Genomic DNA, 20,892 nt, shown 5'->3' on the forward strand with positions numbered 1-20,892 from the left:
GACATTTAATAGGTGAGCGTGCCGGGGCAATCCTTGGCTCCCCTCCAGGGGCGTCCCACGCGTGACCTTCAACATCCGCTGGAGATCACATGGCGACGATCAGAAAACTAAGAGGGCGCCTGGCCAGTGCAGATGCAGATGATCCTTCGTTACTGTCCTGCCGCCGTCCAGAATCCGGTCTTCTTCGCGTGCTTGCCCCTGAGATCTGCGACAGAGCCGGGATGTGCCGGTAAGGACGTCGCGAGCGATCCGTCAGTCCCTCCAGAACTCGCGGCACAGAGCCGCTACCTTCTCGCCATCCAGAACCCGGGCAACGAATTTGAGACGCTCGTCCATGAGATTGCACTCCTGCCAAGGCACCTTTGCTCTCCTTGCAAAGGCCGAAAGTGTAGCCCATGTCATTCGGAATGAAGTGTCACTCATTCTCGGGAAGGGCAGTGCAGCGATTGTTTCTCTAGATTTTTTGTTCTGTGGTGCCGCAGCCCATCGGCTGGCCCTTCGGAGCAACTTTCTTTAGAAATCCGTCAGAAAACTACCTGTTCTGGAGCTTTCAGGTTCGAAGCGGAGCGGCAGCTTCGCGCCGCATCCGGACCTTGGGGATGCCGCGAAGGTCACCTCTCGACCCGAAGGGTCCGTTTGTCGCACGGTCATCCGCGTGACGCCATGACCCTGAGCCGACCTCCATCGATCCCTTTCATTGCGATTGGGGACCGTTCGCGGAACGGATGCCAATTGGAAACGTTTCCTCGCCTCTACCTCGAATGCCTGCCTGCGATCGGCCGTAGAATGGGATGCTTCCGTATGGTTCGGCAGCCAGCGAGGACTCGTGGAACCAGAAAGTCTCATTCCGCGAGCGGGATCAAGAGCTGAGGCGGGTATTCTGGTAAACGCGGAGAACGCGACGATGCGTCGCTAGGTGATGGTCTCAGAGAGCAAGATGACTAACCAACCTGGTCGAAATGATTTAGCCGGCAAAAACATTGTGACAGTGTTCGGCGGAACGGGCTTCCTCGGGCGGCGGATCGTAACCAGGCTTCTGGACAAGGCTGTTGATGTGCGTTCCGTCTCGCGCCATCCGCACAAATATAAGTTGGACAATGTGTCCGGTCAGAGGCCATCTCAGGAGATCGAGGCGGACATACTCGATTCATCCTCGATCGCCGCTGCCGTGGCTGGATCTCGCGCGGTTGTGAATGCGGTCAGCCTTTATGTCGAGCGCGGTGAGCACACCTTCGAGCGTGTCCATGTAGAAGCCGCGGCCGATCTGGCGACCGCTTCACGGGATGCAGGCGTCGAGATGTTCGTCCAGATTTCGGGCATTGGATCGGATCCGAAATCCCGTTCGAATTACATCCGGGCCCGGGGCCGCGGCGAGGAGGTGGTGAAGGCGGCGTTTCCAGGCGCGGTGATCGTCCGTCCCTCTGTAATGGCGGGACCCGACGACGCGTTCATCACAACGATCGCGAGGCTGGTGCGCATCCTCCCGATCTATCCGCTGTTTGGAGAAGGCGGCACTCGGTTGCAGCCGGTTTATGTCGAGGACGTGGCGGAAGCCGTGAGCCGCTTGGCCTCAGGACAGTATTCCACGGATGCTTCGATCTTCGAGTGCGCCGGTCCGCGCATTTATTCGTATCGGGAACTCGTCCAGGAGATCGCCACTCAACTCAACGCGCGAAGCAGGCTTGTACCCGTGCCATTCGCAGTATGGAGCATAGTGGCGACTGCTGCGGAGTTTCTTCCCGCCGTTTCCCTAACGCGCAACCAAGTCGATCTCATGCGGCGTGACAATGTCGCGGCAAACGATCTTCCGGGCCTTGAAGAACTGGGCATCCAATCCCGCGGCATCGAGGAACTCGTCCATATGATTATTGAGCACGAGGCTTGAGCCGGAGCCTCGCGACTGGCCGGTTATGCGGGGGATGTCTAGTTTCCGCAACCGTCGCCGCAAGAACATCCGCGGCGGACCATGCCCCATCACGGGATGACGCCGCACATTTCCGGAACCTCGTTGTCCGCGCAGGCGCGGTGCGCGGCCGGAACGCGGGAGATTCTCGAATGCTGGTTCGCGCGGCCCATTCTCGAGGAATACCTGATCGTCGACGGAGGACGGCTCGCCGACGCCGGCGCACATTCCTATAGTGCCGGTGATGTAACGGGCGGGTCCGAAGAAGCGGCCCGCTTCAAGAACAAATGATCTCGGCGGGCTGAGCTAGACACAACGGCGAAATGGCAGCCAAAGCAATCACGGGGCGGCCCTGGTGATGTCTCTTTTCAGCGCCTCCACGAAGCGGATGACCTGGCCAATCGTGTCGTCGTACCAAATATCATTGTGACCAGAGCCGTCATAAATCCGCATCTGCTTTGGCTCGGGAGCGATGCAATATAGCGCTTCGCCCGAAGACAGCGGGATGATATCGTCACGCCGGCCGTGGATGAACAGCTTCGGTTGCCTCAGCTTCGCTATTCTGAGGTCCGAGCGGAAGGGATCCTTGACAAGAAGCGCAACCGGAACGAACGGGTAGTACGTCTGTGCGAGCGACAGGACCGACAGGTAGGCGGACACCAGGATGACGGCCGCAGCCGGCCTTTGTGCCGCCGTGTTGATGGCGACGCCGCTGCCCAGAGACTGGCCCAGCACAACGATCTGGCCTTCAGTGCGTATAAAAAGCCAATCGAACGCGGCGATGCCGTCGGTCAGAAGCCCGTCCTCGCTCGGCGAGCCGGTCGATCCCGGATAGCCGCGATAGGAAATCGCCAGCAGGCCAATGCCCCGCGCCGCCAACGCCTGGGCGAGGAAGCCGTAGTTGCTGGCCCGATCAGCATTTCCGAGAAAGAAGAGCACTGACGGCTTGCCGGACTCGCCCCGGCGGTAGAGTCCGTGAAGGGTCTCTCCGTCGGGCGTCCTGATAAAGATGCTCTCGCCCCAGCGCGCGCGCTCTGGAGCAAGTGTAGGGCTGGCGCCCGGATAGAGGAGGGCGCGCTGTGAAAGATACATCAGGCCGACAAGCGACACATACGCGAAGGCCGCCATCAGCGGCAAGATCAGCACGAGTTTGGTGACGCTCACGACAACATGTCCAAACGTAGGTCCGTCGAATGTCCAGAACCTCTTCCGGCAAAGCCATCCCGTTCCCGAATGAGGCGGAACCGCGCGGCGGACTTGACCCCTGAATGGAAGGGCACAAATATACGGTAGCACCCAGAGCCTGGCGATGCAGAGATTATTTGACGTTTCAGTGGCGGAAATAGTCGGGTGCGTCGGACCGAAACAGGGTTTTCACAGATTGCAGCTTGTGAGCGGGTTGACCCTCCGGCTCGCGTCAATCGCGTCTGTTAACTTGCCGCCATGGCCTTCTCGCGCGAAGGCGAAAGGAGCTCAGGCTTTCGCCAAAGCTTTGATGCGCCGGGATAGTCCTTGGCTCACCTCCCGGGGGGCGTCTGCGCGGGATCATCAACAGCTGTTGGAGATCACATGGCGACAATCAGAAAACTAAGAGGGCGCCTGGCCAGTGTAGATGGTCCGTCGTTACTGTCCTGCCGCCGTCCAGAATCCGGTCTTCTTCGCGTGCTTGCCCCTCAGATGTGCAACATAGCCGGGATGTGACGCAAAGGTGTCGAAGTCGCTAATCTTCATCGACAGTCGCTCACATTCGATGAGATGTCTCGCGGCATAGCGATAGCGACTGGATTTCGCTCGATCGAGCGTAAAGTCAATCATAGCCCGCAGGACGATGGTTGCTGCCAATGGATATTTCTCCTGCAGATGCTCGGACGCCGGTGTCAGCAGTTCGTAGCGATCGCCATCAAGTTCGGCTGCACGCGCGCGAACGAGCGTCGCAGCCTTGTCGAGAGCCCGCCATGACACCAGGAAGGCGAGCGCCTGATGGACATCCTGGAAGCGGCTCACATAGTCGAAGGCGTTCTCTTCTGCTTCGAGATCATCGAAATCCGGTAGGCGCTTCAGAAAAGCTCGCAGGTGCCGCTCGTTCAGCGATTGTTCGAAGCACTGCCAGCGAAAGGCCTGCGCTTCGTCCCTCCGGCTGAGAGCTTCAAGCACATCGAGGCGGGCCTCTTCCCACTCGAACGGGGATGGTCTGCCCTCCATCTCAACGCGATTGATGGCATCCCATGCCTCTCGGGCCCGGTCCGCCTTCAGCAGACGCTGAGCGATTTCTGCCGCAATCATCGGCACGGATCTCGCCTGCTCGCTCTGCTGCGCGATGAACGCATCAACGTCGCCCTGGGCATCGGCGATCTGCTCCAATGCTGACCTGATGGTTCTATCGCGATGGCGGAGATTGAATTCATCTTCGTAATCCGGGCCACTGCTTCCCCAACCGATCACGAGACGGCCTGCCTCAGCCGGCGTATCAACCGGCGTTCTTGCCCAATCGTCGAACAACGACTTCAGCCGGTCGAGGCCTTCCGCACCCAGCGCCGGCGACAGGTTCTCGATCAGGCGATCATACTGTCCGTAGCCATTATCCTGCAGCGCGCGGAAGGTTTGTTCGCCGAGCAGGTGCGGGTCCGGTTTCGCCGCGCTCGCTATCGTGCCCAGATCAACGCAGGCCTGATGAAAGACGTCCATGATTGTGCCGTTGCCATCGTCGCATCGCTCGAAAATCGAACGCGCCAAGTTCATGAAGCGCCACATCACCTCCAGCGCCTCGTTCGGATCGCTGCTGGCGATCGTATCAACGATCACGTGTCGCTGCGTCTCCAGATCGCTCTTCAAGGCCTTCACCCGGCGCCAGTTGATCATGGAGCGGGAGCGCTCGATCGATGAAAGCCGCTTCGTTACTTCCCTTGCAACTTCAGCACTGCTCTGCTTTCCGGCGAGCTCGATCCGCAGCCGGCGTTTGGTCGCGGCGCTGCCTGTGCTGATCTCGATCAGCAACTCGGCCAGCCTCTCGGCGCCAAGCACTTCCAGGTTCTTGGCGTTCAGCGTCGTTTTCGGTGCCATTCATTTTTCCAGGTTTTCAGTCGTTGAGAACCATATATGCCGGTAGCATTCAGGGCGACACGGGTTGAACTTTACATCGACAACCGTCCGTAGACGAAACATCGATGCGTGCCGGGATAATCCCTGGCGTCATCAGCGCGCTTCTGTGAGTCAACCAATAGCTTCTGGACACGGCTCACCTACTTCTTGGACGCAGCTTGTTTAATCCGGATCCGCAAATGCCCGCCCTGGGGCTGTTCGACGTCGAACGCGTTTGTTTTGCGCACGAGGTCACTGAGCTTTCGAAAGCCATATGTTCGCGGATCGAAGTCGGACGCCAGGTTGGCAAGTTGAGTGCCAACGGCCCCCAGAGGCACCCACCCATCCTCGCTCTCGATCTGGGCAATGACCTTGTTGATGACAGGCGTGGCGGCGCTGGGAGGTTGGAGAGACTTCTGTGATTGGACCGGCTCATTGCCGTTTGGTGTAGCGGCCGGCAGTAGGTTCTCCGTGTAGATAAATCTACGGCAAGCCTGCCGGAAGCTCTCCGGCGTCTTCTGCTCTCCGAAACCGAAGACATCCACGCCTTGTTCGCGAATCCGAGCAGCGAGACGCGTGAAGTCGCTATCTGATGATACAAGGCAGAACCCATCGAAGCGGCCGCTGTGAAGAAGGTCCATAGCGTCGATAACGAGAGTAATATCGGACGCGTTCTTGCCAGTGGTGTAAGCGAATTGTTGTTGAGGGATGATCGCATGTCTTGCCAGGACGTCGATCCAGGCCTTCGAGCGAGCGCTTGCGAAGTCGCCATATATCCGCCGGACGCTCGCCTCGCCGATCTTGGCGATTTCTTCGAACAGGCCGTCGACAATCTTGGCGGAAGCGTTGTCGGCGTCGATTAAGACAGCAAGTCGAGGGGAACGAGGTTCAGCTGGCATCGTTCTATCTCCGTAGCTTTGCCTTATTAGTTTCCAAAGTCTCTCGGGCCCAAGGAGCCCACAGCTCGATCGGCGGTAACCAGAACCAACCGCCGTTATCGTCACCGACGACTTCCGATTTGCCAACAGCGGCGCACGCTGCGGTGAGCAGACAAATCCAGGCTGCCCTCCTCTCATGGTCTTTCTCGATCATGATGGAGTTGAGGAGTTCTTGGTTCGACCACCCAACGATGGCCATCACGTCGCCGATGGCGCCACTATCGACAGCGTGATCAAAGAGCCAGTCAAACTTCTTGCGCTTACCCGCCGCTGGCATTGCGAAGCGTAGATTTGATGGGTGCCAAACTACAGTTTCCAGTAGTAGACGGCGAATCGTCTTTGGCCTATCGATGAACCCATGCGATCGTCCCTGGAACATCTGCCGGAAGAAAAGCAGCGCGAGCTTGCTCGCATCGTTGCGATCATCCATGAGGAGTTCGCCGACGCGCTGTCAGGGACGTCGGCCGCCTTCAAGAAGCGCGGCCGGATCTTAAAGATTCTGCTTTTTGGTTCGTATAGCCGCGGCACCTGGGTCGACGAGCCGCACACGATGAAGGGCTACCGCTCCGACTACGACATCCTGGTGCTGGTCAATTCCAAGCAGCTGGCGGAACCGCAGTACTGGGACAAAACCACCGACCGGCTGATGTGGGACAAAAACGTGAAGACGCCGGTCGGGCTGATCGTCCATGGCGCCAGGGAGGTGAACAACTTTCTGGCCGACGGCCAGTATTTCTTCGTCGACATCCTGCGCGAGGGCATCGTGCTCTACGAGCTCGACGACCGGCCGCTGGCCGAGCCTAGGAAGCTCTCGGCGGTCGATGTGTACAGGGTGGCGAAGGAGCATTTCGCGAATAAGTTTCCCTCAGCATTGAGCTTTCTGGATACCACTCAGTATCTGCTTGGGAAAGACCAACTCAGTCACGCGGCATTCGAACTACACCAGTCCGTCGAGTCGGCGTACTCCGCATTGCTCCTCACGCTGACCAACTACAGCCCGCCATCGCACAATCTGAAATTCCTGCGAGGACTGGCTGAAGACCAGGACCGCCGGCTCATTGACGCCTGGCCGCGCGATCAGCACCGCTACACCGCCTGGTACAACATTCTCAACGAAGCCTACGTCAAGGCGCGATACTCGAAACACTTCGAGATCACCGAAGAAGCGCTAGCCTGGCTGCTTGAGCGAACGGAACACCTTCACCGGCTCGTCGAGGCCATTTGTAAGGAGCATCTGGCGGAACTCGAGCGGGCAAGCGGCGACAATTGACAGTCACCTTCTGGTCTCGGTTGGTTCGCGACCGGGCGTGGGTAGTAGCGCTGCCTGAGAAAAATTTACGCCGCTATTTATCCGGCACCGCAGTGCTTTTGCGGATATCAGTATGGTGCGCTGCAGCACGTTTTGCGGATTCCTTCTTTTTCTTGCCGTCGATCTCCTCTAAGTCTTGTCGTACCCGATGTGGCAACAAAGGTGATATATATGGCAGGTGAAACTGTTCTCGTGGTCGGCGGAGCCGGCTATATCGGCTCTCATACGTGCCTCGATCTGGCGAACAAGGGTTACAAACCCGTCGTCTTCGACAATTTCTCGAATGGTCATCGCGAATTCGTAAGGTGGGGTCCCGCCGAGGAAGGCGATATTCGCGATCGCGCCCGGCTCGAGGAGGTGCTGGCCAAGCACAAGCCTTCGGCGATTTTGCATTTTGCAGCGCTGATCGAAGTCGGCGAATCGGTGAAGGATCCTGTTTCCTTCTACGAGAACAATGTTATCGGGACGTTGACCCTGCTTTCGGCCGCGCAGGCCGCAGGCATCAAGACTTTCGTCTTCTCATCCACCTGCGCGACATATGGGCTGCCGCAGAGCGTGCCGCTTGACGAGACGCACCGGCAGGTGCCGATTAATCCCTACGGGCGGACGAAGTACATCGTCGAGCAGGCGCTCGCCGATTATGACCAGTACAAGGGTCTCCGTTCCGTGATCCTGCGGTATTTCAATGCGGCGGGCGCGGATTTCGAAGGACGGATCGGCGAATGGCATCAGCCGGAAACGCATGCCATTCCGCTTGCAATCGACGCGGCACTTGGCCGCCGGCAGGGTTTCAAGGTCTTCGGCAGCGACTACGAGACACGCGATGGCACCTGCGTGCGCGACTATATCCACGTGCTCGATCTGGCGGATGCGCATGTGCGCGCCGTCGAATATCTCTTGAGGGGCGGCGATTCCGTTGCGCTGAACCTCGGGACGGGGACGGGCACGACGGTCAAGGAGTTGCTCGGGGCGATCGAAGACGTGTCGAAGCGGCCTTTCCCGGTCGAATATATCGGGCGCCGGGAAGGCGATTCGCACACACTCGTTGCCAATAACGACAAGGCCCGCGATGTGCTGGGCTGGGTACCGGAATATGATCTTTCGCAGATCATCCAGTCGGCCTGGAACTGGCATTCCAGATCCAATCACTGAGGCGGCTTTCATGAAGCGGCCGAACGTCCTTCTGATCACCGCGGATCAATGGCGCGGTGATTGCCTTTCGGCCGCCGGCCACGGCTGTGTAAGGACGCCGAATGTCGATGCGCTGGCAAGGGAGGGCGTGCTTTTTCGCAATCACTTCGCCGGCGCGGCACCCTGTTCGCCGGCGCGGGCGACGCTTTATACCGGCCTTTACCAGATGAACCACCGGGTTTGCCGGAACGGCTCGCCGCTCGACCGCCGCTTCGACAACCTGGCGCTGGCGGCAAGGCGCGCCGGCTATGACCCTACGCTGTTCGGCTATACCGATACCGCGCCTGACCCGCGCGAACTTGATAGGAACGACCCGCACCTTCAGACCTACGAAGGTCTGCTGCCAGGGTTTACCGCGCGCCAGCTCCTGCCCGAGCATGAGAAGCAGTGGCTTTCCTGGTTGCGCTCACGCGGGCATCGCGATGCAGTCAGCCGGCACATCCATGTTCCGCCTGGTGCCGCTCGCGGCGAAATTTCGGCGGAACCGACCGCGTATTCCAGGGATGAAACACAGACTGCGTTTCTTGCAGGGGAATTCATTCGCTGGCTTAGCGAACAGGATGCGCCATGGTTTGCGCATGTCTCCTTCCTGCGGCCGCATCCGCCATTTTCGGTGCCTGAGCCCTTCGGCAGCATGTTCAAACCAGACGATGGACCGGAATTTTCACGGGCGAAAAGCCATAAGATCGAAGAGGCGCTGCATCCTTATCTTGGCTATTCGATGCCGAAGAACGACAAGGGCAGCTTTATATATGGCGCCGAAGGTTCGGTCAGCGACTGGAGAGCCGAGGATTTCGCGGCGATTCGGGCGATTTATTACGGGATGATTGCCGAGGTGGATGCGCAGCTCGGCCGGATCTGGCAGGGGCTGAAGGATGCCAGTGTGTGGGACGATACGATCGTCATCTTCACCTCCGACCATGCCGAGATGATGGGCGATCACTGGACACTTGGCAAAGGCGGTTTTTTTGACGGCAGCTATCACATTCCCCTGGTGATCCGCGACCCAAAGGCGCCGGTAAGAGGTCATGTGGTCGAGCGCTTCACGAGTGCGGCGGATATCTTTCCGACACTTTGCGACAGCTTGGGCGTCGAGATAGCCAACCATGTCGACGGCCGCTCATTGCGCTCGTTCATCGATCATGGAGATCCGATCGACTGGCGGGAGGCGGCATTCTGGGAATTTGATTTCCGCGACATCGCCAATGGCGAAGCGGAGCGCCACTTCGGTCTGACATCGAACCAGTGCAATCTCGCGGTGATCCGGAACGAGCGATTCAAATATGTGCATTTTGCCGCCCTGCCGCCGCTGCTCTTCGATCTCAAGGCCGATCCGATGGAGCTTAACAACGTCGCTCCCGATCCAGCCTACGCGGCAACGCGCCTGGAGTGCGCCGAGAGGTTGTTATCGCTCCGGGCGCGGCACCTCGACCAGACGCTTGCCTATACGGAACTGACGGAAAAAGGGCCGGTCACGCGCCGGCCCTGATGGTTCACGAGAAGCGACCGAGATAATCAATCTTGCCGACCGGTGCGCCCTGATTGCGCAGGATCGCGTGTGCCGTCGCGACGTGAAAATAGAAGTTCGGCAGTGCAAAGGTCGTGACATATTCATCGCCGCGGAAGGTCATCTTGTTTCCGCCGGGCGCAATCGTCACTTCATTCGTCTCGGTGCCTTCGAACGCTTCCGGCGATATCGTCGCGAGATAGGCCTCGGTCTTGACGATGCGCTCGCGAAGTTCGGCGATCGTCGTTTCGCTGTCGTCGAATTTCGGCGCCTCGGTGGCGGTCAGGCGGGCGACTGCCAGCTTGGCGCTGTCGCTCGCGCGTTGATATTGGCCGGACAGCGGCAGCATATCGGGTGCAAGCCTGGCGGCGACCAGTTCATTCGGATCAATCCCCTTCTCGTTTGCATAAGCCTCGGCCTTGTCGAGGTAGTTTTTCAGTGTCGCAAGCCCGCGCTGAAACACCGGAACGGTCAGGCGGTACATCGAAATGGACATGGCTTCTCCTTGGGGATTTTTTGTGGGCGCAGCGGTTTCTATCGTTACGTCCGCACATTTAGGCGCGCAGCGTGACGATTTCATCGGCCTGTCCGCCCGTCGCGGCTTTCTATCTTCATTTCCTCAAAAAGAGTTGACGCCGCGTGCAGAAAATGGAATGAATATTCCGCAAGACAAATTCTACGGTTTGTTTGTTCCGTTTTGGACGGGAACTGCGCAACGGGAGTGGCAGCGCGACATATTACGGCTTTTGGGCAGCGCCCAAAGCTCCGGCGTGAGGAGGGTGCAGCCGGACACCGTTTTGTGGAGGAAATAAAATGAGAAAGTTTATCCTGGGCACTGCGATGGCGCTCGTCATGTCGACGGCTGCTCACGCAGAAACCGTTGGCGTTTCCATGGCGCTCTTCGACGACAACTTCCTGACCGTTCTGCGCAATGGCATGCAGGATTACGCCAAGACGCTGGATGGCGTGACGCTGCAGGTTGAAGACGCACAGAACGACGTCGCCAAGCAGCAGAGCCAGATCCAGAACTTCATCGCATCCAAGGTCGACGCCATCATCGTCAACCCGGTGGACACCGATGCCACCACCGCCATGTCGAAAATTGCCGCCGATGCCGGAATTCCACTCGTCTACGTGAACCGCGAGCCAGTGAATGTCGATACGCTTCCGGACAAGCAGGCGTTCGTTGCTTCCAACGAACAGGAGTCCGGCACGCTGGAAACCAAGGAAGTTTGCCGCCTTCTCGGTGGCAAGGGCAAGGCTATCATCATGATGGGCGAGCTTTCCAACCAAGCTGCCCGCATGCGCACCAAGGACGTTCATGACGTCGTCGCGACCGACGAATGCAAGGGCATCGAGATCGTCGAAGAGCAAACGGCCAACTGGTCCCGCACCCAGGGATCCGACCTGATGACCAATTGGCTCTCCAGCGGCATTGAGTTCGATGCCGTCATCTCGAACAATGACGAAATGGCAATCGGTGCGATCCAGGCGCTCAAGGCTGCCGGCAAGGATTTGAGCAAGGTCGTCATCGGCGGCGTCGATGCCACACAGGATGCGCTCGCCGCCATGCAGGCCGGCGACCTCGACGTGACAGTGTTCCAGGACGCTGCCGGTCAGGGTAAGGGCTCTCTTGATGCGGCTCTGAAGCTCGCCAAGGGCGAAAAGATAGAGAAGAAGGTCTATATTCCCTTCCAGCTCGTCACGCCGGAAAACGTCAAAGACTTCGTTGCCAAGAACTGAGGCGAAGAAATCGCGGATGTGGACCAAACGGCCCGCATCCGTTTCGTCCGTCGTCGGATATCCGGAGAGGAGATGAGATGGCTGTGAGCCCTTCCACTATGGCCGCTGTTCGTGCAAGCGGAGCCGTCCCGAACGCGGAATATCTCCTGAGCGCCGAAGGCATCCGCAAGGAATTTCCCGGTGTGGTCGCACTCGATGATGTTCAGTTCCGGCTGAAGCGCGGCTCCGTGCACGCGCTGATGGGCGAGAACGGCGCCGGCAAATCGACACTGATGAAGATCCTGGCTGGCATCTATACGCCGGACAAGGGTGACGTGCGCCTGAAGGGCGTGGAAATCCAGCTCAAGTCGCCGCTCGACGCGCTGGAAAACGGCATCGCCATGATCCATCAGGAACTGAACCTGATGCCTTTCATGACGGTTGCCGAAAACATCTGGATCCGCCGCGAGCCCAAGAACCGGTTCGGCTTCGTCGACCATGGCGAAATGTACCGGATGACTGAAGAGCTTTTCCAGCGGCTCAATATAACCATCGATCCTGATATCGAGGTTCGCCACCTCTCGGTCGCAAGCCGTCAGATGGTCGAGATCGCCAAGGCGGTTTCCTATAACTCCGACGTGCTCATCATGGATGAGCCGACATCGGCGCTCACCGAGCGCGAAGTGGCACATCTTTTTGAGATCATCCGCGGCCTGAAGGTGCACGGTATCGGTATCGTCTACATTACCCACAAGATGAACGAGCTGTTCGAGATCGCCGACGAGTTTTCTGTATTCCGCGACGGCAAATATATCGGCACGCACGCATCAACTGATGTGACGCGCAACGACATCATTCGGATGATGGTCGGCCGCGAGATCACGCAGATGTTTCCGAAGGAAGAGGTTCCAATCGGCGACGTGGTGCTTTCGGTCAAGAATCTGACTCTCAACAAGGTCTTCCATGATGTTTCGTTCGACGTTCACGCGGGCGAGATCCTCGGCGTTGCAGGCCTTGTGGGCTCAGGCCGTTCGAATGTCGCCGAGACGCTGTTCGGTGTGACGCCGGCAAGCTCCGGCACGATCGAGCTTTTCGGTAAGAAGGTCGATATCAGTTCGCCGACCGAAGCGATCAGAAATCACATGGCGTTCCTCACGGAGGACCGCAAAGATACCGGCTGTCTGCTGATCCTCAATGTGCTCGAGAACATGCAGATCGCAGTGCTGCAGGACAAATTCGTCAGGGGCGGCTTCGTGCAGGAAGGCGCGATAGAAGCGACATGCGAGGACATGGCGCGCAGGCTGCGTGTCAAGACGCCGAACCTCGACGAGCGCATCGAGAATTTGTCGGGAGGCAACCAGCAGAAGGTACTGATCGGACGCTGGCTGCTGACCAACCCGCGTATCCTTATTCTCGACGAACCGACGCGCGGCATCGATGTCGGCGCCAAGGCGGAGATTCACAAGCTCGTGACGGAGATGGCCCGCAACGGCGTCGCGGTCATCATGATTTCGTCGGAGATGCCGGAGGTTCTCGGCATGAGTGACCGCATCATGGTCATGCATGAGGGACGGGTGACCGGTTTTCTCAATCGCGACGAAGCAACACAGGTCAAGGTGATGGAGCTCGCCGCGCAGTGATCTGCGGCCCAAGCAATCGCCGGAGGGAGGTTTGACATGAATACTGAGGCAGCCGAAAGCCAGGCCCCGCTCGCAACACGGACGAGGCGTCACCGCGTGCCGCCGGAACTCAGTATCTTCCTGGTGCTGATCGGTATCGCGCTCGTTTACGAAATTCTCGGCTGGATTTTCGTCGGCCAGAGTTTCTTGATGAACCCGCAGCGCCTGACGATCATGATCTTGCAGGTGTCGGTGATCGGCATCATTTCGGTCGGTGTCACGCAGGTGATCATCACCGGCGGCATCGATCTCTCATCCGGTTCCGTCGTCGGTATGACGGCAATGATTGCGGCGAGCTTTGCTCAGGCATCGACATGGCCACGTGCGCTCTATCCAGGCCTGACCGACATGCCGTTTTTCGTGCCGATCGGCGTCGGCCTGCTGATCGGCCTCCTGGCCGGCTACATCAACGGACAGTTGATCGCCAAGACAAAGATTCCGCCCTTCATCGCTACGCTCGGGATGATGGTCTCGGCGCGCGGTATTTCCAAATGGTATACGAAGGGCCAGCCGGTATCAGGGCTTACGGATCAGTTCAATTTCATCGGTACGGGCATCTGGCCGGTCATCGTGTTCCTTGTTGTGGCACTGATCTTCCACATCGCCCTTCGCTATACGCGCTACGGCAAGTTTACGTATGCGATCGGTGCGAATGTGCAGGCGGCGCGTGTTTCTGGTATCAATGTCGAAGCGCACCTGATCAAGGTCTACGCGATCGCCGGCCTTTTGGCAGGTCTCGCCGGCGTCGTCACGGCAGCTCGTGCTCAAACGGCACAGGCCGGCATGGGCGTGATGTACGAACTCGATGCGATCGCTGCAGCCGTTATCGGAGGCGCGTCGCTCACGGGCGGTGTCGGCCGCATCACTGGTACGGTGATCGGCACGGTTATTCTCGGCGTGATGACGTCGGGCTTCACCTTCCTGCGCGTGGATGCCTATTACCAGGAGATCGTCAAAGGCTTGATCATCGTGGCGGCCGTCATCGTTGACGTCTACCGGCAGAAGAAGCGGACAAAGCATTAATCAGGAATGGGGCCTTCGGGCCCCGTTTTCGTTTCAAGCCCAGGCATTTACCCATCGGCATAAATTTCTGAGAAGGGGGCTGGTCAATTCTGCCAGCTTTTCTATTCTGCACGCTTGTCATTTGCTCGGCGGGGCAGAGCAGGAAAACAGATGCAGCTTGTATTTGATGGCCACAATGACGTTCTCCTCAGGCTTTGGACACATGAAAGGGATGGCAACGATTCGGTTGCCGAATTTCTGAACGGAACGACGTCAGGCCATATCGACGGACCGCGCGCCCGGCAGGGTGGTCTCGCCGGCGGCCTCTGCGCCATCTACGTGCCCTCTGGCGATCTCGTCTTCGCCGATCCCGATCGGAACGGACATTACGCAACGCCGCTGGCGGCACCTCTCGACCGGCTGCCGTCGCTCGGCATTGCGACCGAGATGGCGGCCATCGCACTGCGTCTCGACAAGGCGGGCGCCTGGCGTCTCTGCCGGACAGTGAAGGACATTCGCAACGCCATGGCGAGCGGTATCTTTGCCGCGGTCATGCATATGGAAGGCTGCGAGGCGATCGGGCCTGATCTTGCGGCGCTCGAGGTCTTTCATGCGGCGGGCTTACGCTCTCTGGGACCTGTCTGGAGCAGGCATAATGTCTTCGGGTACGGCGTGCCCTTCGCCTTTCCGATGTTGCCGGATACGGCGCCGGGGCTGACTGGTGCCGGCTTTGAGCTGGTGCGCGAATGCAATCGCCTGGGCATCATGATCGATCTGTCCCACATAACGGAACAAGGCTTCTGGGACGTCGCGAAGACGACAGATCAACCGCTGGTCGCTACGCATTCGAACGTGCATGCGCTGACGCCGGTGGCGCGCAATCTGACGGATAAGCAGCTTGATGCAATTAGGGAGAGCAATGGGCTTATCGGTCTCAATTACGCGACTGCGATGTTGAGGCCCGATGGCCGCTCCGAGGGCGACACACCAATCAGCGACATGATCCGCCATATCAACTATCTCGTCGACCGCGTCGGGATCGATTGCGTTGCGCTAGGGTCCGATTTCGATGGCGCGACAATTCCGGACGAAATAGGCGACGCGGCTGGCAACCAGAAGCTGATTGCCGCTCTCCGGGACGTTGGATATGGTGAGGTGGACTTACGGAAACTCGCCAGCGAGAACTGGCTTCGCATCCTGGCTTCGGCGTGGGGGGAGAAGAACGTCTGAGCCAAAATACCGCTTTGCAATCAATCAAGAACAAGGGAACAGACCGATGATGATTTCCAAACTCAGCCGCAATTTTCGTGCCCTTTCCGCGGGGGCTGCGCTTTCGCTGCTCATGCTAACGGCGCCTGGCGCATATGCCGAGACGCCGAAGGATACGCTCGTCGAAGGTTTCGCCATCGACGACATTATTACCATGGATCCGGGCGAGGCTTTCGAGCTTTCGACGGCGGAAATGACCACCAATACCTATAGCCTGCTGGTTCGCCTCGACCTGGACGACACGTCGAAGGTCAAAGGCGATCTCGCCGAAAGCTGGAGCGTCTCGGATGACGGCCTGACCTATACGTTCAAGCTGAAGCCCGGACTGAAGTTCGCCTCCGGCAATCCGATCACGGCCGAGGACGTTGCCTGGTCCTTCGAGCGCGCCGTCAAACTCGACAAAAGCCCGGCATTCATCCTGACGCAGTTCGGTCTGACTGGTGACAACGTCACCGAAAAGGCCAAGGCGGCGGACGAAAATACTTTCGTCTTCACGGTCGACAAGGCCTATGCACCCAGTTTCGTGCTCAATTGCCTGACGGCGACAGTTGCCTCCGTGGTCGACAAGAAGCTCGTGATGGAACACATCAAGCCGATGACGCCGAGCGCGGAATACAAGTATGACAACGACTTCGGCAATGAATGGCTGAAGACCGGCTATGCCGGGTCCGGTGCCTACAAGCTGCGCGAATGGCGCGCCAACGAAGTCGTCGTGCTGGAGCGCAACGACAATTACTACGGCGACAAGGCGAAGCTGAACCGCGTCATTTATCGCTACATGAAGGAAAGCGCCGCGCAACGTCTGGCGCTGGAGGCGGGCGACATCGATATCGCGCGCAACCTCGAGCCAGGCGATCTCGAGGCTGTTTCGAAGAACGCCGACCTTGCGGCGACGAGCGCACCGAAAGGCACGATCTATTACGTCAGCCTCAACCTCAAGAACGAGAACCTGAAGAAACCGGAGGTGCAGCAGGCCTTCAAGTATCTCGTCGATTATGACGCGATCAGCTCGACCCTTATCAAGGGCATCGGCGAAATCCACCAGACCTTCTTGCCGAAGGGCCAGCTTGGCGCGATTGACGAAAATCCATTCAAGCTTGACGTTGCCAAGGCCAAGGAATTGCTGGCAAAAGCCGGCCTTCCGGATGGCTTCTCCGTGACGATGGACGTGCGCAACACGCAGCCGGTCACGGGCATTGCCGAATCCATGCAGCAGACGCTGGCGCAAGCCGGCGTGAAGCTCGAAATCATTCCGGGCGATGGTAAGCAAACGCTGACAAAATATCGTGCCCGCACACATGACATGTATATCGGCCAATGGGGTTCCGACTATTTCGACCCGAACTCGAATGCGGATACATTCACGGCGAACCCCGACAATTCGGATGCGGGCACAAACAAGACGCTTGCGTGGCGCAATGCCTTCGAAACGCCGGAACTCGACAAGCAAGCCAAAGCCGCGCTGCTTGAGCGCGATAGCGCCAAGCGTGCTGCGATATATCAGGACATTCAGAAGAAGTACCTTGAGAACAGCCCCTTCGTCTTTATCTTCCAGCAGATCGAAGTCGCCGGCTATCGTAAGAACCTGAAGGACTTCAAACTCGGACCGAGCTTCGACACGAACTTCGTCGGTCCGATTGCCAAGGAATAATCCGGCAGGATTCGTTCGTTGAGCATTCTGGAAACAAAAATGGAGGCGCGGCCCGCAAAGGGCCGTGCCGCTCCTCTCGCGAAAGCAATCGGGCGTTTCCTGGTTGCTGCCGTGACGACCTATCTCGGACTTCTGGCCGTCACCTTTTTCATCGGCCGTGTCGTGCCGATCGATCCGGTTCTTGCGATCCTGGGCGACCGCGCGCCGACGCATGTCGTTGAGCGCGTGCGTGAAGAGCTCGGCTTCAATCTGCCGCTCTATCAGCAATTCTTCATCTATATCAAAGGTATCCTTTCCGGTGAGTTCGGCAATTCGGTTCTGACTACCAATCCGGTGATGACCGATATCCGGCGCGTCTTTCCGGCGACGATCGAGCTTGCGACCCTCGGCACCATCATCGGTGCCGTGATCGGCATTCCGCTGGGCGTGCTTGCAGCCGTCCGGCGCGGCAGCTTTGCCGACCAGATTGTGCGTGTCGTCGGGCTTGTCGGCTATTCCGTGCCGATCTTCTGGCTGGCGCTGATTTCGCTCGTCATATTTTATGCGCAGCTGCGCTGGGTGGCCTTTCCGGGGCGCATCGACATCGTCTTTGAATATACGTTCACGCCCATTACCGGCTTCTATCTGATCGACAGCATCTGGCAGAGGCAGTGGGATGTATTTTATGACGTCTTCCGGCACATTATCTTGCCGGCATCGCTGCTCGGCTATTTCTCGCTCGCCTATATCAGCCGCATGACGCGCAGCTTCATGCTGAACGAACTCAGCCAGGAATATATCGTTGCTGCACGCGCCAAGGGGCTTTCGGAAACCCGCGTGATCTGGGGCCATGCATTGCGTAATGCAGCGGTGCCGCTCGTGACTGTGATCGCACTTTCCTATGCCGGTCTACTCGAGGGCTCAGTGTTGACAGAAACCGTTTTCTCCTGGCCCGGCATTGGCCTTTACATTACCAATTCGCTTCAGAACGCCGACATGAACGCCGTCCTCGGCGGCACGATCGTCATCGGCACGGTCTTCATAGGCATCAACCTTCTGTCCGATCTCCTCTATCGGACGCTCGATCCAAGGACGCGAAGCCGATGACAGTTCCGGCCAGCCAGCCAGCGCCGATGAGCCGCCGCGAGTGGCTGCTTTCCGATCGTCCGCAATCGCGCATGCAAGCCCGTCTCGGGCGGGCCTATGTGACCTGGCGGCAGTTCAGTGCGAACAGGCTTGCCGTCCTTGGTCTCATTATCATTGTCGCGCTGCTGCTCGTTGCCGCCTTCGCTGATCTGTTGGCCACGCATTCGCCGGTGGTCGGCGACCTAAAGAATGCGCGACTTCTGCCGCCGGGTACCGGCGAGTATCTGCTCGGCACGGACGACCAGGGTCGCGATATCCTTTCGCGCCTGATCTACGGGTCGCGGCTGACGCTGTTCGTCGTCGTGCTCGTAGCGATCATCTCGGCGCCGATTGGACTGATTGTCGGCACGGTCTCCGGCTATGCCGGCGGATGGGTGGATGCAGTGTTAATGCGTATCACCGACATCTTCCTGGCGTTCCCGAAGCTGGTGCTGGCTCTTGCCTTTGTCGCCGCGCTCGGGCCGGGCATCCAAAATGCGATCATCGCGATTGCAATCACGTCCTGGCCTCCTTACGCCCGCATCGCCCGGGCGGAAACGCTGACGGTGCGGCGCTCGGATTACATCTCGGCCGTCAGGCTGATGGGTGCATCACCGGTCCGCATCATCATCCGGCATGTCATGCCGCTCTGCCTCTCGTCGCTGATCGTTCGCGTAACGCTCGACATGGCTGGTATTATCCTGACGGCTGCCGGTCTCGGCTTTCTCGGTCTCGGCGCGCAGCCGCCACTGCCGGAATGGGGTGCGATGATCGCCTCGGGTCGCCGTTTCATTCTCGATCAATGGTGGGTCGCAGCCATGCCGGGTATTGCGATTCTCATCGTCAGCCTCGGTTTCAACCTGCTTGGCGACGGCCTGCGCGATGCGCTCGATCCCAAGGAGACCGACCAGTGACCGCTTTGCTGACGGTTGACAATCTAAAGGTCAGCTACCCGACGCGCACCGGCGTGATCGAAGCTGTTCGCGGCGTTTCCTTCACACTGGTCAAGGAACGCCTCGGCATTGTCGGGGAGTCCGGATCCGGCAAGTCGCAGACCGGCCGCGCGATCATGGGGCTCACGCCGAAGCATGGCATCGTCACGGCCGACAGGCTCAACTTCGCCGGCATCGATCTGCTCCAGGCTTCAGCGAAAGAACGGCGGCTTCTGCGCGGCAAGCGCATCGCCATGGTGTTGCAGGATCCGAAATATTCACTCGATCCGGTGATGTCGATCGGCCGGCAGATCTGCGAGACGCTGAGAACGCATGAGAAGGTGGGCAAGGCCGAGGCGACCGAACGGGCGCTTGCCATGCTGGAGGCGGTGCAGATCCGCGATCCGAAGCGTGTCTTCGATCTCTACCCGCATGAGGTCTCAGGCGGCATGGGCCAGCGTGCAATGATCGCCATGATGCTGATTGCCGGGCCGGAACTGCTCATCGCAGACGAGCCGACCTCGGCGCTCGACGTCACCGTGCAACTCGACGTGTTGAAGATCCTGGACAAGCTGGTTTCCGAGCGCGGCATGGGGCTTATCTTCGTGTCGCATGATCTGCGCCTTGTTTCCTCGTTCTGCGACCGCGTCATCGTGATGTATGCCGGAAAGATCGTTGAAGAGCTTAGGGCTTCCGACCTCAAAAATGCGCAGCACCCCTATACGCAAGGACTTTTGAATTGCATGCCGCAAATCGGCGAAGATCGCCATCCGCTGCCGGTGCTCGACCGCAAGCCGGAGTGGGCTGCATGAGTGCGGCGCTTTCGGTCGAGAATCTCAGCGTCATCTATGACGATTTTCATGCGCTTCAGGATGTCAGCATCGCGGTCGCATCCGGCGGCTCCTTCGGGCTGGTTGGGGAATCGGGTTCCGGCAAGTCGACGCTGCTTCGTGCGGTAGCGGGCCTTGCGCCCGTCAAGGGTGGCGCAATTCGCGTTCATGATCAGCTGCTGCAGGGTTCAAAACGCAGCAAGGCCTTCTATCGAAATGTCCAGATGGTGTTCCAGGACCCTTATGGCTCGCTGCACCCACGGCAGACGATCGACCGGCTGCTGCTCGAGCCATTGGCAATTCACGGGATCGCCGACAGCGAGAAGCGCATCGAACGGGCACTGGACGAGGTCGGCCTTGGAAACGGCTTCCGCTTTCGCTATCCGCACCAGCTTTCAGGCGGCCAGCGGCAGCGCGTGGCGATTGCGCGCGCCCTGATCGTCGAGCCGTCGATCCTGCTGCTCGATGAACCGACGTCGGCGCTCGACGCTTCCGTGCAGGCGGAGGTGCTCAATCTGCTGGAGCAGATCAGGCGTGACCGCAATCTCACCTTTGTCATGGTTAGCCACGACCTTGGTGTCGTCACCCATATGTGCGAACGGCTTGCCGTGATGCGCAACGGTGCCGTCGTCGAGCGGCTGACCTCGGGCCAATTGGCCAGCGCGGAGGTTCACGAGGACTACACGAGAAATTTGATGATCGCGAGCAAAGGCTTCGTCAAAGCCTGAAGCGCAGTTTTTTCAAATATTTGAAATCCCTTCGGGCATCGGTGCGCTA

Annotated in this window: 18 protein-coding genes and 2 pseudogenes; 15 read left to right on the plus strand and 5 right to left on the minus strand. The window is 58.9% G+C overall.

Annotated elements, in window-relative coordinates:
- Positions 1-223 precede the first annotated feature (223 nt).
- Positions 224-360 (minus strand): annotated as a pseudogene (locus ACZ9BX_RS16260) (IS481 family transposase); the annotation flags it as partial.
- A 577-nt stretch (positions 361-937) separates the two neighbouring features.
- Between ACZ9BX_RS16260 and ACZ9BX_RS16265 the strand changes: the two are divergent.
- Positions 938-1,885: a complex I NDUFA9 subunit family protein gene (locus ACZ9BX_RS16265; protein ID WP_476218898.1), complete on the plus strand. Its 948-nt coding sequence runs from the start codon at positions 938-940 to the stop codon at positions 1,883-1,885.
- Positions 1,886-1,891: 6 nt separating this feature from the next.
- Positions 1,892-2,194 (plus strand): annotated as a pseudogene (locus ACZ9BX_RS16270) (NAD-dependent formate dehydrogenase); the annotation flags it as partial.
- 48 nt (positions 2,195-2,242) lie between these two features.
- On the opposite strand, the gene ACZ9BX_RS16275 reads toward ACZ9BX_RS16270, so the two are convergent.
- The 3 genes from ACZ9BX_RS16275 to ACZ9BX_RS16285 all read right to left on the minus strand — a co-directional run bounded on the left by ACZ9BX_RS16275 (position 2,243) and on the right by ACZ9BX_RS16285 (position 5,880).
- Positions 2,243-3,067 carry an alpha/beta hydrolase gene (locus tag ACZ9BX_RS16275; protein WP_476218900.1) on the minus strand — a complete coding sequence of 275 codons (825 nt, stop codon included), beginning with the start codon at positions 3,065-3,067 and terminating at the stop codon, positions 2,243-2,245.
- Between the two features lie 459 nt (positions 3,068-3,526).
- Positions 3,527-4,963, minus strand: a complete 1,437-nt coding sequence (locus tag ACZ9BX_RS16280; RefSeq protein ID WP_476218902.1) for a DUF6880 family protein — start codon at positions 4,961-4,963, stop codon at positions 3,527-3,529.
- 179 nt (positions 4,964-5,142) lie between these two features.
- Positions 5,143-5,880 (minus strand): NYN domain-containing protein, encoded by a 738-nt coding sequence (locus tag ACZ9BX_RS16285; RefSeq protein ID WP_476220045.1) that lies wholly within the window; start codon positions 5,878-5,880, stop codon positions 5,143-5,145.
- Between the two features lie 397 nt (positions 5,881-6,277).
- Here ACZ9BX_RS16285 and ACZ9BX_RS16290 point away from each other — a divergent pair, with 397 nt between their 5' ends.
- From ACZ9BX_RS16290 to ACZ9BX_RS16300, 3 genes are all read left to right on the plus strand, one after another.
- The gene (locus tag ACZ9BX_RS16290) at positions 6,278-7,189 is read left to right on the plus strand and encodes a nucleotidyltransferase and HEPN domain-containing protein (RefSeq protein ID WP_476218904.1); all 912 of its coding nucleotides are present in this window, start codon (positions 6,278-6,280) and stop codon (positions 7,187-7,189) included.
- A 210-nt stretch (positions 7,190-7,399) separates the two neighbouring features.
- Complete coding sequence (galE, locus tag ACZ9BX_RS16295; RefSeq protein WP_476218906.1) at positions 7,400-8,380, plus strand: UDP-glucose 4-epimerase GalE; 981 nt, start codon at positions 7,400-7,402, stop codon at positions 8,378-8,380.
- 10 nt (positions 8,381-8,390) lie between these two features.
- Positions 8,391-9,908 carry an alkaline phosphatase family protein gene (locus ACZ9BX_RS16300; protein WP_476218908.1) on the plus strand — a complete coding sequence of 506 codons (1,518 nt, stop codon included), beginning with the start codon at positions 8,391-8,393 and terminating at the stop codon, positions 9,906-9,908.
- Between the two features lie 4 nt (positions 9,909-9,912).
- Here the strand turns inward: ACZ9BX_RS16300 and ACZ9BX_RS16305 are convergent, their stop codons facing one another.
- Positions 9,913-10,422 carry a DUF1993 domain-containing protein gene (locus ACZ9BX_RS16305; protein WP_476218910.1) on the minus strand — a complete coding sequence of 170 codons (510 nt, stop codon included), beginning with the start codon at positions 10,420-10,422 and terminating at the stop codon, positions 9,913-9,915.
- Here ACZ9BX_RS16305 and ACZ9BX_RS16310 point away from each other — a divergent pair.
- The 10 genes from ACZ9BX_RS16310 (at position 10,415) to ACZ9BX_RS16355 (ending at position 20,843) form a co-directional block, all read left to right on the plus strand.
- On the plus strand, positions 10,415-10,738 hold the full coding sequence (locus ACZ9BX_RS16310) for a hypothetical protein (protein ID WP_476218911.1): 324 nt from the start codon (positions 10,415-10,417) through the stop codon (positions 10,736-10,738). The genes ACZ9BX_RS16305 and ACZ9BX_RS16310 overlap by 8 nt on opposite strands.
- 1 nt (position 10,739) lies before the next feature.
- Positions 10,740-11,669 (plus strand): sugar ABC transporter substrate-binding protein, encoded by a 930-nt coding sequence (locus ACZ9BX_RS16315; protein WP_476218912.1) that lies wholly within the window; start codon positions 10,740-10,742, stop codon positions 11,667-11,669.
- 77 nt (positions 11,670-11,746) lie between these two features.
- Complete coding sequence (locus tag ACZ9BX_RS16320) at positions 11,747-13,288, plus strand: sugar ABC transporter ATP-binding protein (RefSeq protein WP_476218913.1); 1,542 nt, start codon at positions 11,747-11,749, stop codon at positions 13,286-13,288.
- A 36-nt stretch (positions 13,289-13,324) separates the two neighbouring features.
- Positions 13,325-14,350 carry an ABC transporter permease gene (locus ACZ9BX_RS16325; RefSeq protein ID WP_087002729.1) on the plus strand — a complete coding sequence of 342 codons (1,026 nt, stop codon included), beginning with the start codon at positions 13,325-13,327 and terminating at the stop codon, positions 14,348-14,350.
- 150 nt (positions 14,351-14,500) lie between these two features.
- A complete protein-coding gene (locus ACZ9BX_RS16330; protein ID WP_476218915.1) occupies positions 14,501-15,559 on the plus strand; it encodes a dipeptidase in 1,059 nt (352 codons plus the stop codon).
- Between the two features lie 46 nt (positions 15,560-15,605).
- Positions 15,606-17,249: an ABC transporter substrate-binding protein gene (locus ACZ9BX_RS16335; protein WP_476218916.1), complete on the plus strand. Its 1,644-nt coding sequence runs from the start codon at positions 15,606-15,608 to the stop codon at positions 17,247-17,249.
- Between the two features lie 18 nt (positions 17,250-17,267).
- On the plus strand, positions 17,268-18,335 hold the full coding sequence (locus ACZ9BX_RS16340) for an ABC transporter permease (RefSeq protein ID WP_476218918.1): 1,068 nt from the start codon (positions 17,268-17,270) through the stop codon (positions 18,333-18,335).
- On the plus strand, positions 18,332-19,267 hold the full coding sequence (locus tag ACZ9BX_RS16345; RefSeq protein WP_132562186.1) for an ABC transporter permease: 936 nt from the start codon (positions 18,332-18,334) through the stop codon (positions 19,265-19,267). Before ACZ9BX_RS16340 ends, ACZ9BX_RS16345 begins: the two co-directional genes overlap by 4 nt.
- Complete coding sequence (locus ACZ9BX_RS16350) at positions 19,264-20,097, plus strand: ABC transporter ATP-binding protein (RefSeq protein ID WP_476218919.1); 834 nt, start codon at positions 19,264-19,266, stop codon at positions 20,095-20,097. Before ACZ9BX_RS16345 ends, ACZ9BX_RS16350 begins: the two co-directional genes overlap by 4 nt.
- Positions 20,094-20,843 (plus strand): ABC transporter ATP-binding protein, encoded by a 750-nt coding sequence (locus ACZ9BX_RS16355; RefSeq protein ID WP_476218920.1) that lies wholly within the window; start codon positions 20,094-20,096, stop codon positions 20,841-20,843. Before ACZ9BX_RS16350 ends, ACZ9BX_RS16355 begins: the two co-directional genes overlap by 4 nt.
- Positions 20,844-20,892: the final 49 nt, after the last annotated feature.

The sequence above is a fragment of the Rhizobium sp. USDA 3886 genome (assembly GCF_056279785.1).

What these genes read in the sequence shown, in the direction of transcription:
- ACZ9BX_RS16265 (WP_476218898.1), top strand. Translation starts at nt 938, where the DNA reads ATGACTAACCAACCTGGTCGAAATGATTTAGCCGGCAAAAACATTGTG.
- ACZ9BX_RS16280 (WP_476218902.1), bottom strand. Translation starts at nt 4,963, where the DNA reads ATGGCACCGAAAACGACGCTGAACGCCAAGAACCTGGAAGTGCTTGGC.
- ACZ9BX_RS16285 (WP_476220045.1), bottom strand. Translation starts at nt 5,880, where the DNA reads ATGCCAGCTGAACCTCGTTCCCCTCGACTTGCTGTCTTAATCGACGCC.
- ACZ9BX_RS16290 (WP_476218904.1), top strand. Translation starts at nt 6,278, where the DNA reads ATGCGATCGTCCCTGGAACATCTGCCGGAAGAAAAGCAGCGCGAGCTT.
- galE (WP_476218906.1), top strand. Translation starts at nt 7,400, where the DNA reads ATGGCAGGTGAAACTGTTCTCGTGGTCGGCGGAGCCGGCTATATCGGC.
- ACZ9BX_RS16300 (WP_476218908.1), top strand. Translation starts at nt 8,391, where the DNA reads ATGAAGCGGCCGAACGTCCTTCTGATCACCGCGGATCAATGGCGCGGT.
- ACZ9BX_RS16310 (WP_476218911.1), top strand. Translation starts at nt 10,415, where the DNA reads ATGGACATGGCTTCTCCTTGGGGATTTTTTGTGGGCGCAGCGGTTTCT.
- ACZ9BX_RS16305 (WP_476218910.1), bottom strand. Translation starts at nt 10,422, where the DNA reads ATGTCCATTTCGATGTACCGCCTGACCGTTCCGGTGTTTCAGCGCGGG.
- ACZ9BX_RS16315 (WP_476218912.1), top strand. Translation starts at nt 10,740, where the DNA reads ATGAGAAAGTTTATCCTGGGCACTGCGATGGCGCTCGTCATGTCGACG.
- ACZ9BX_RS16320 (WP_476218913.1), top strand. Translation starts at nt 11,747, where the DNA reads ATGGCTGTGAGCCCTTCCACTATGGCCGCTGTTCGTGCAAGCGGAGCC.
- ACZ9BX_RS16325 (WP_087002729.1), top strand. Translation starts at nt 13,325, where the DNA reads ATGAATACTGAGGCAGCCGAAAGCCAGGCCCCGCTCGCAACACGGACG.
- ACZ9BX_RS16330 (WP_476218915.1), top strand. Translation starts at nt 14,501, where the DNA reads ATGCAGCTTGTATTTGATGGCCACAATGACGTTCTCCTCAGGCTTTGG.
- ACZ9BX_RS16335 (WP_476218916.1), top strand. Translation starts at nt 15,606, where the DNA reads ATGATGATTTCCAAACTCAGCCGCAATTTTCGTGCCCTTTCCGCGGGG.
- ACZ9BX_RS16345 (WP_132562186.1), top strand. Translation starts at nt 18,332, where the DNA reads ATGACAGTTCCGGCCAGCCAGCCAGCGCCGATGAGCCGCCGCGAGTGG.
- ACZ9BX_RS16355 (WP_476218920.1), top strand. Translation starts at nt 20,094, where the DNA reads ATGAGTGCGGCGCTTTCGGTCGAGAATCTCAGCGTCATCTATGACGAT.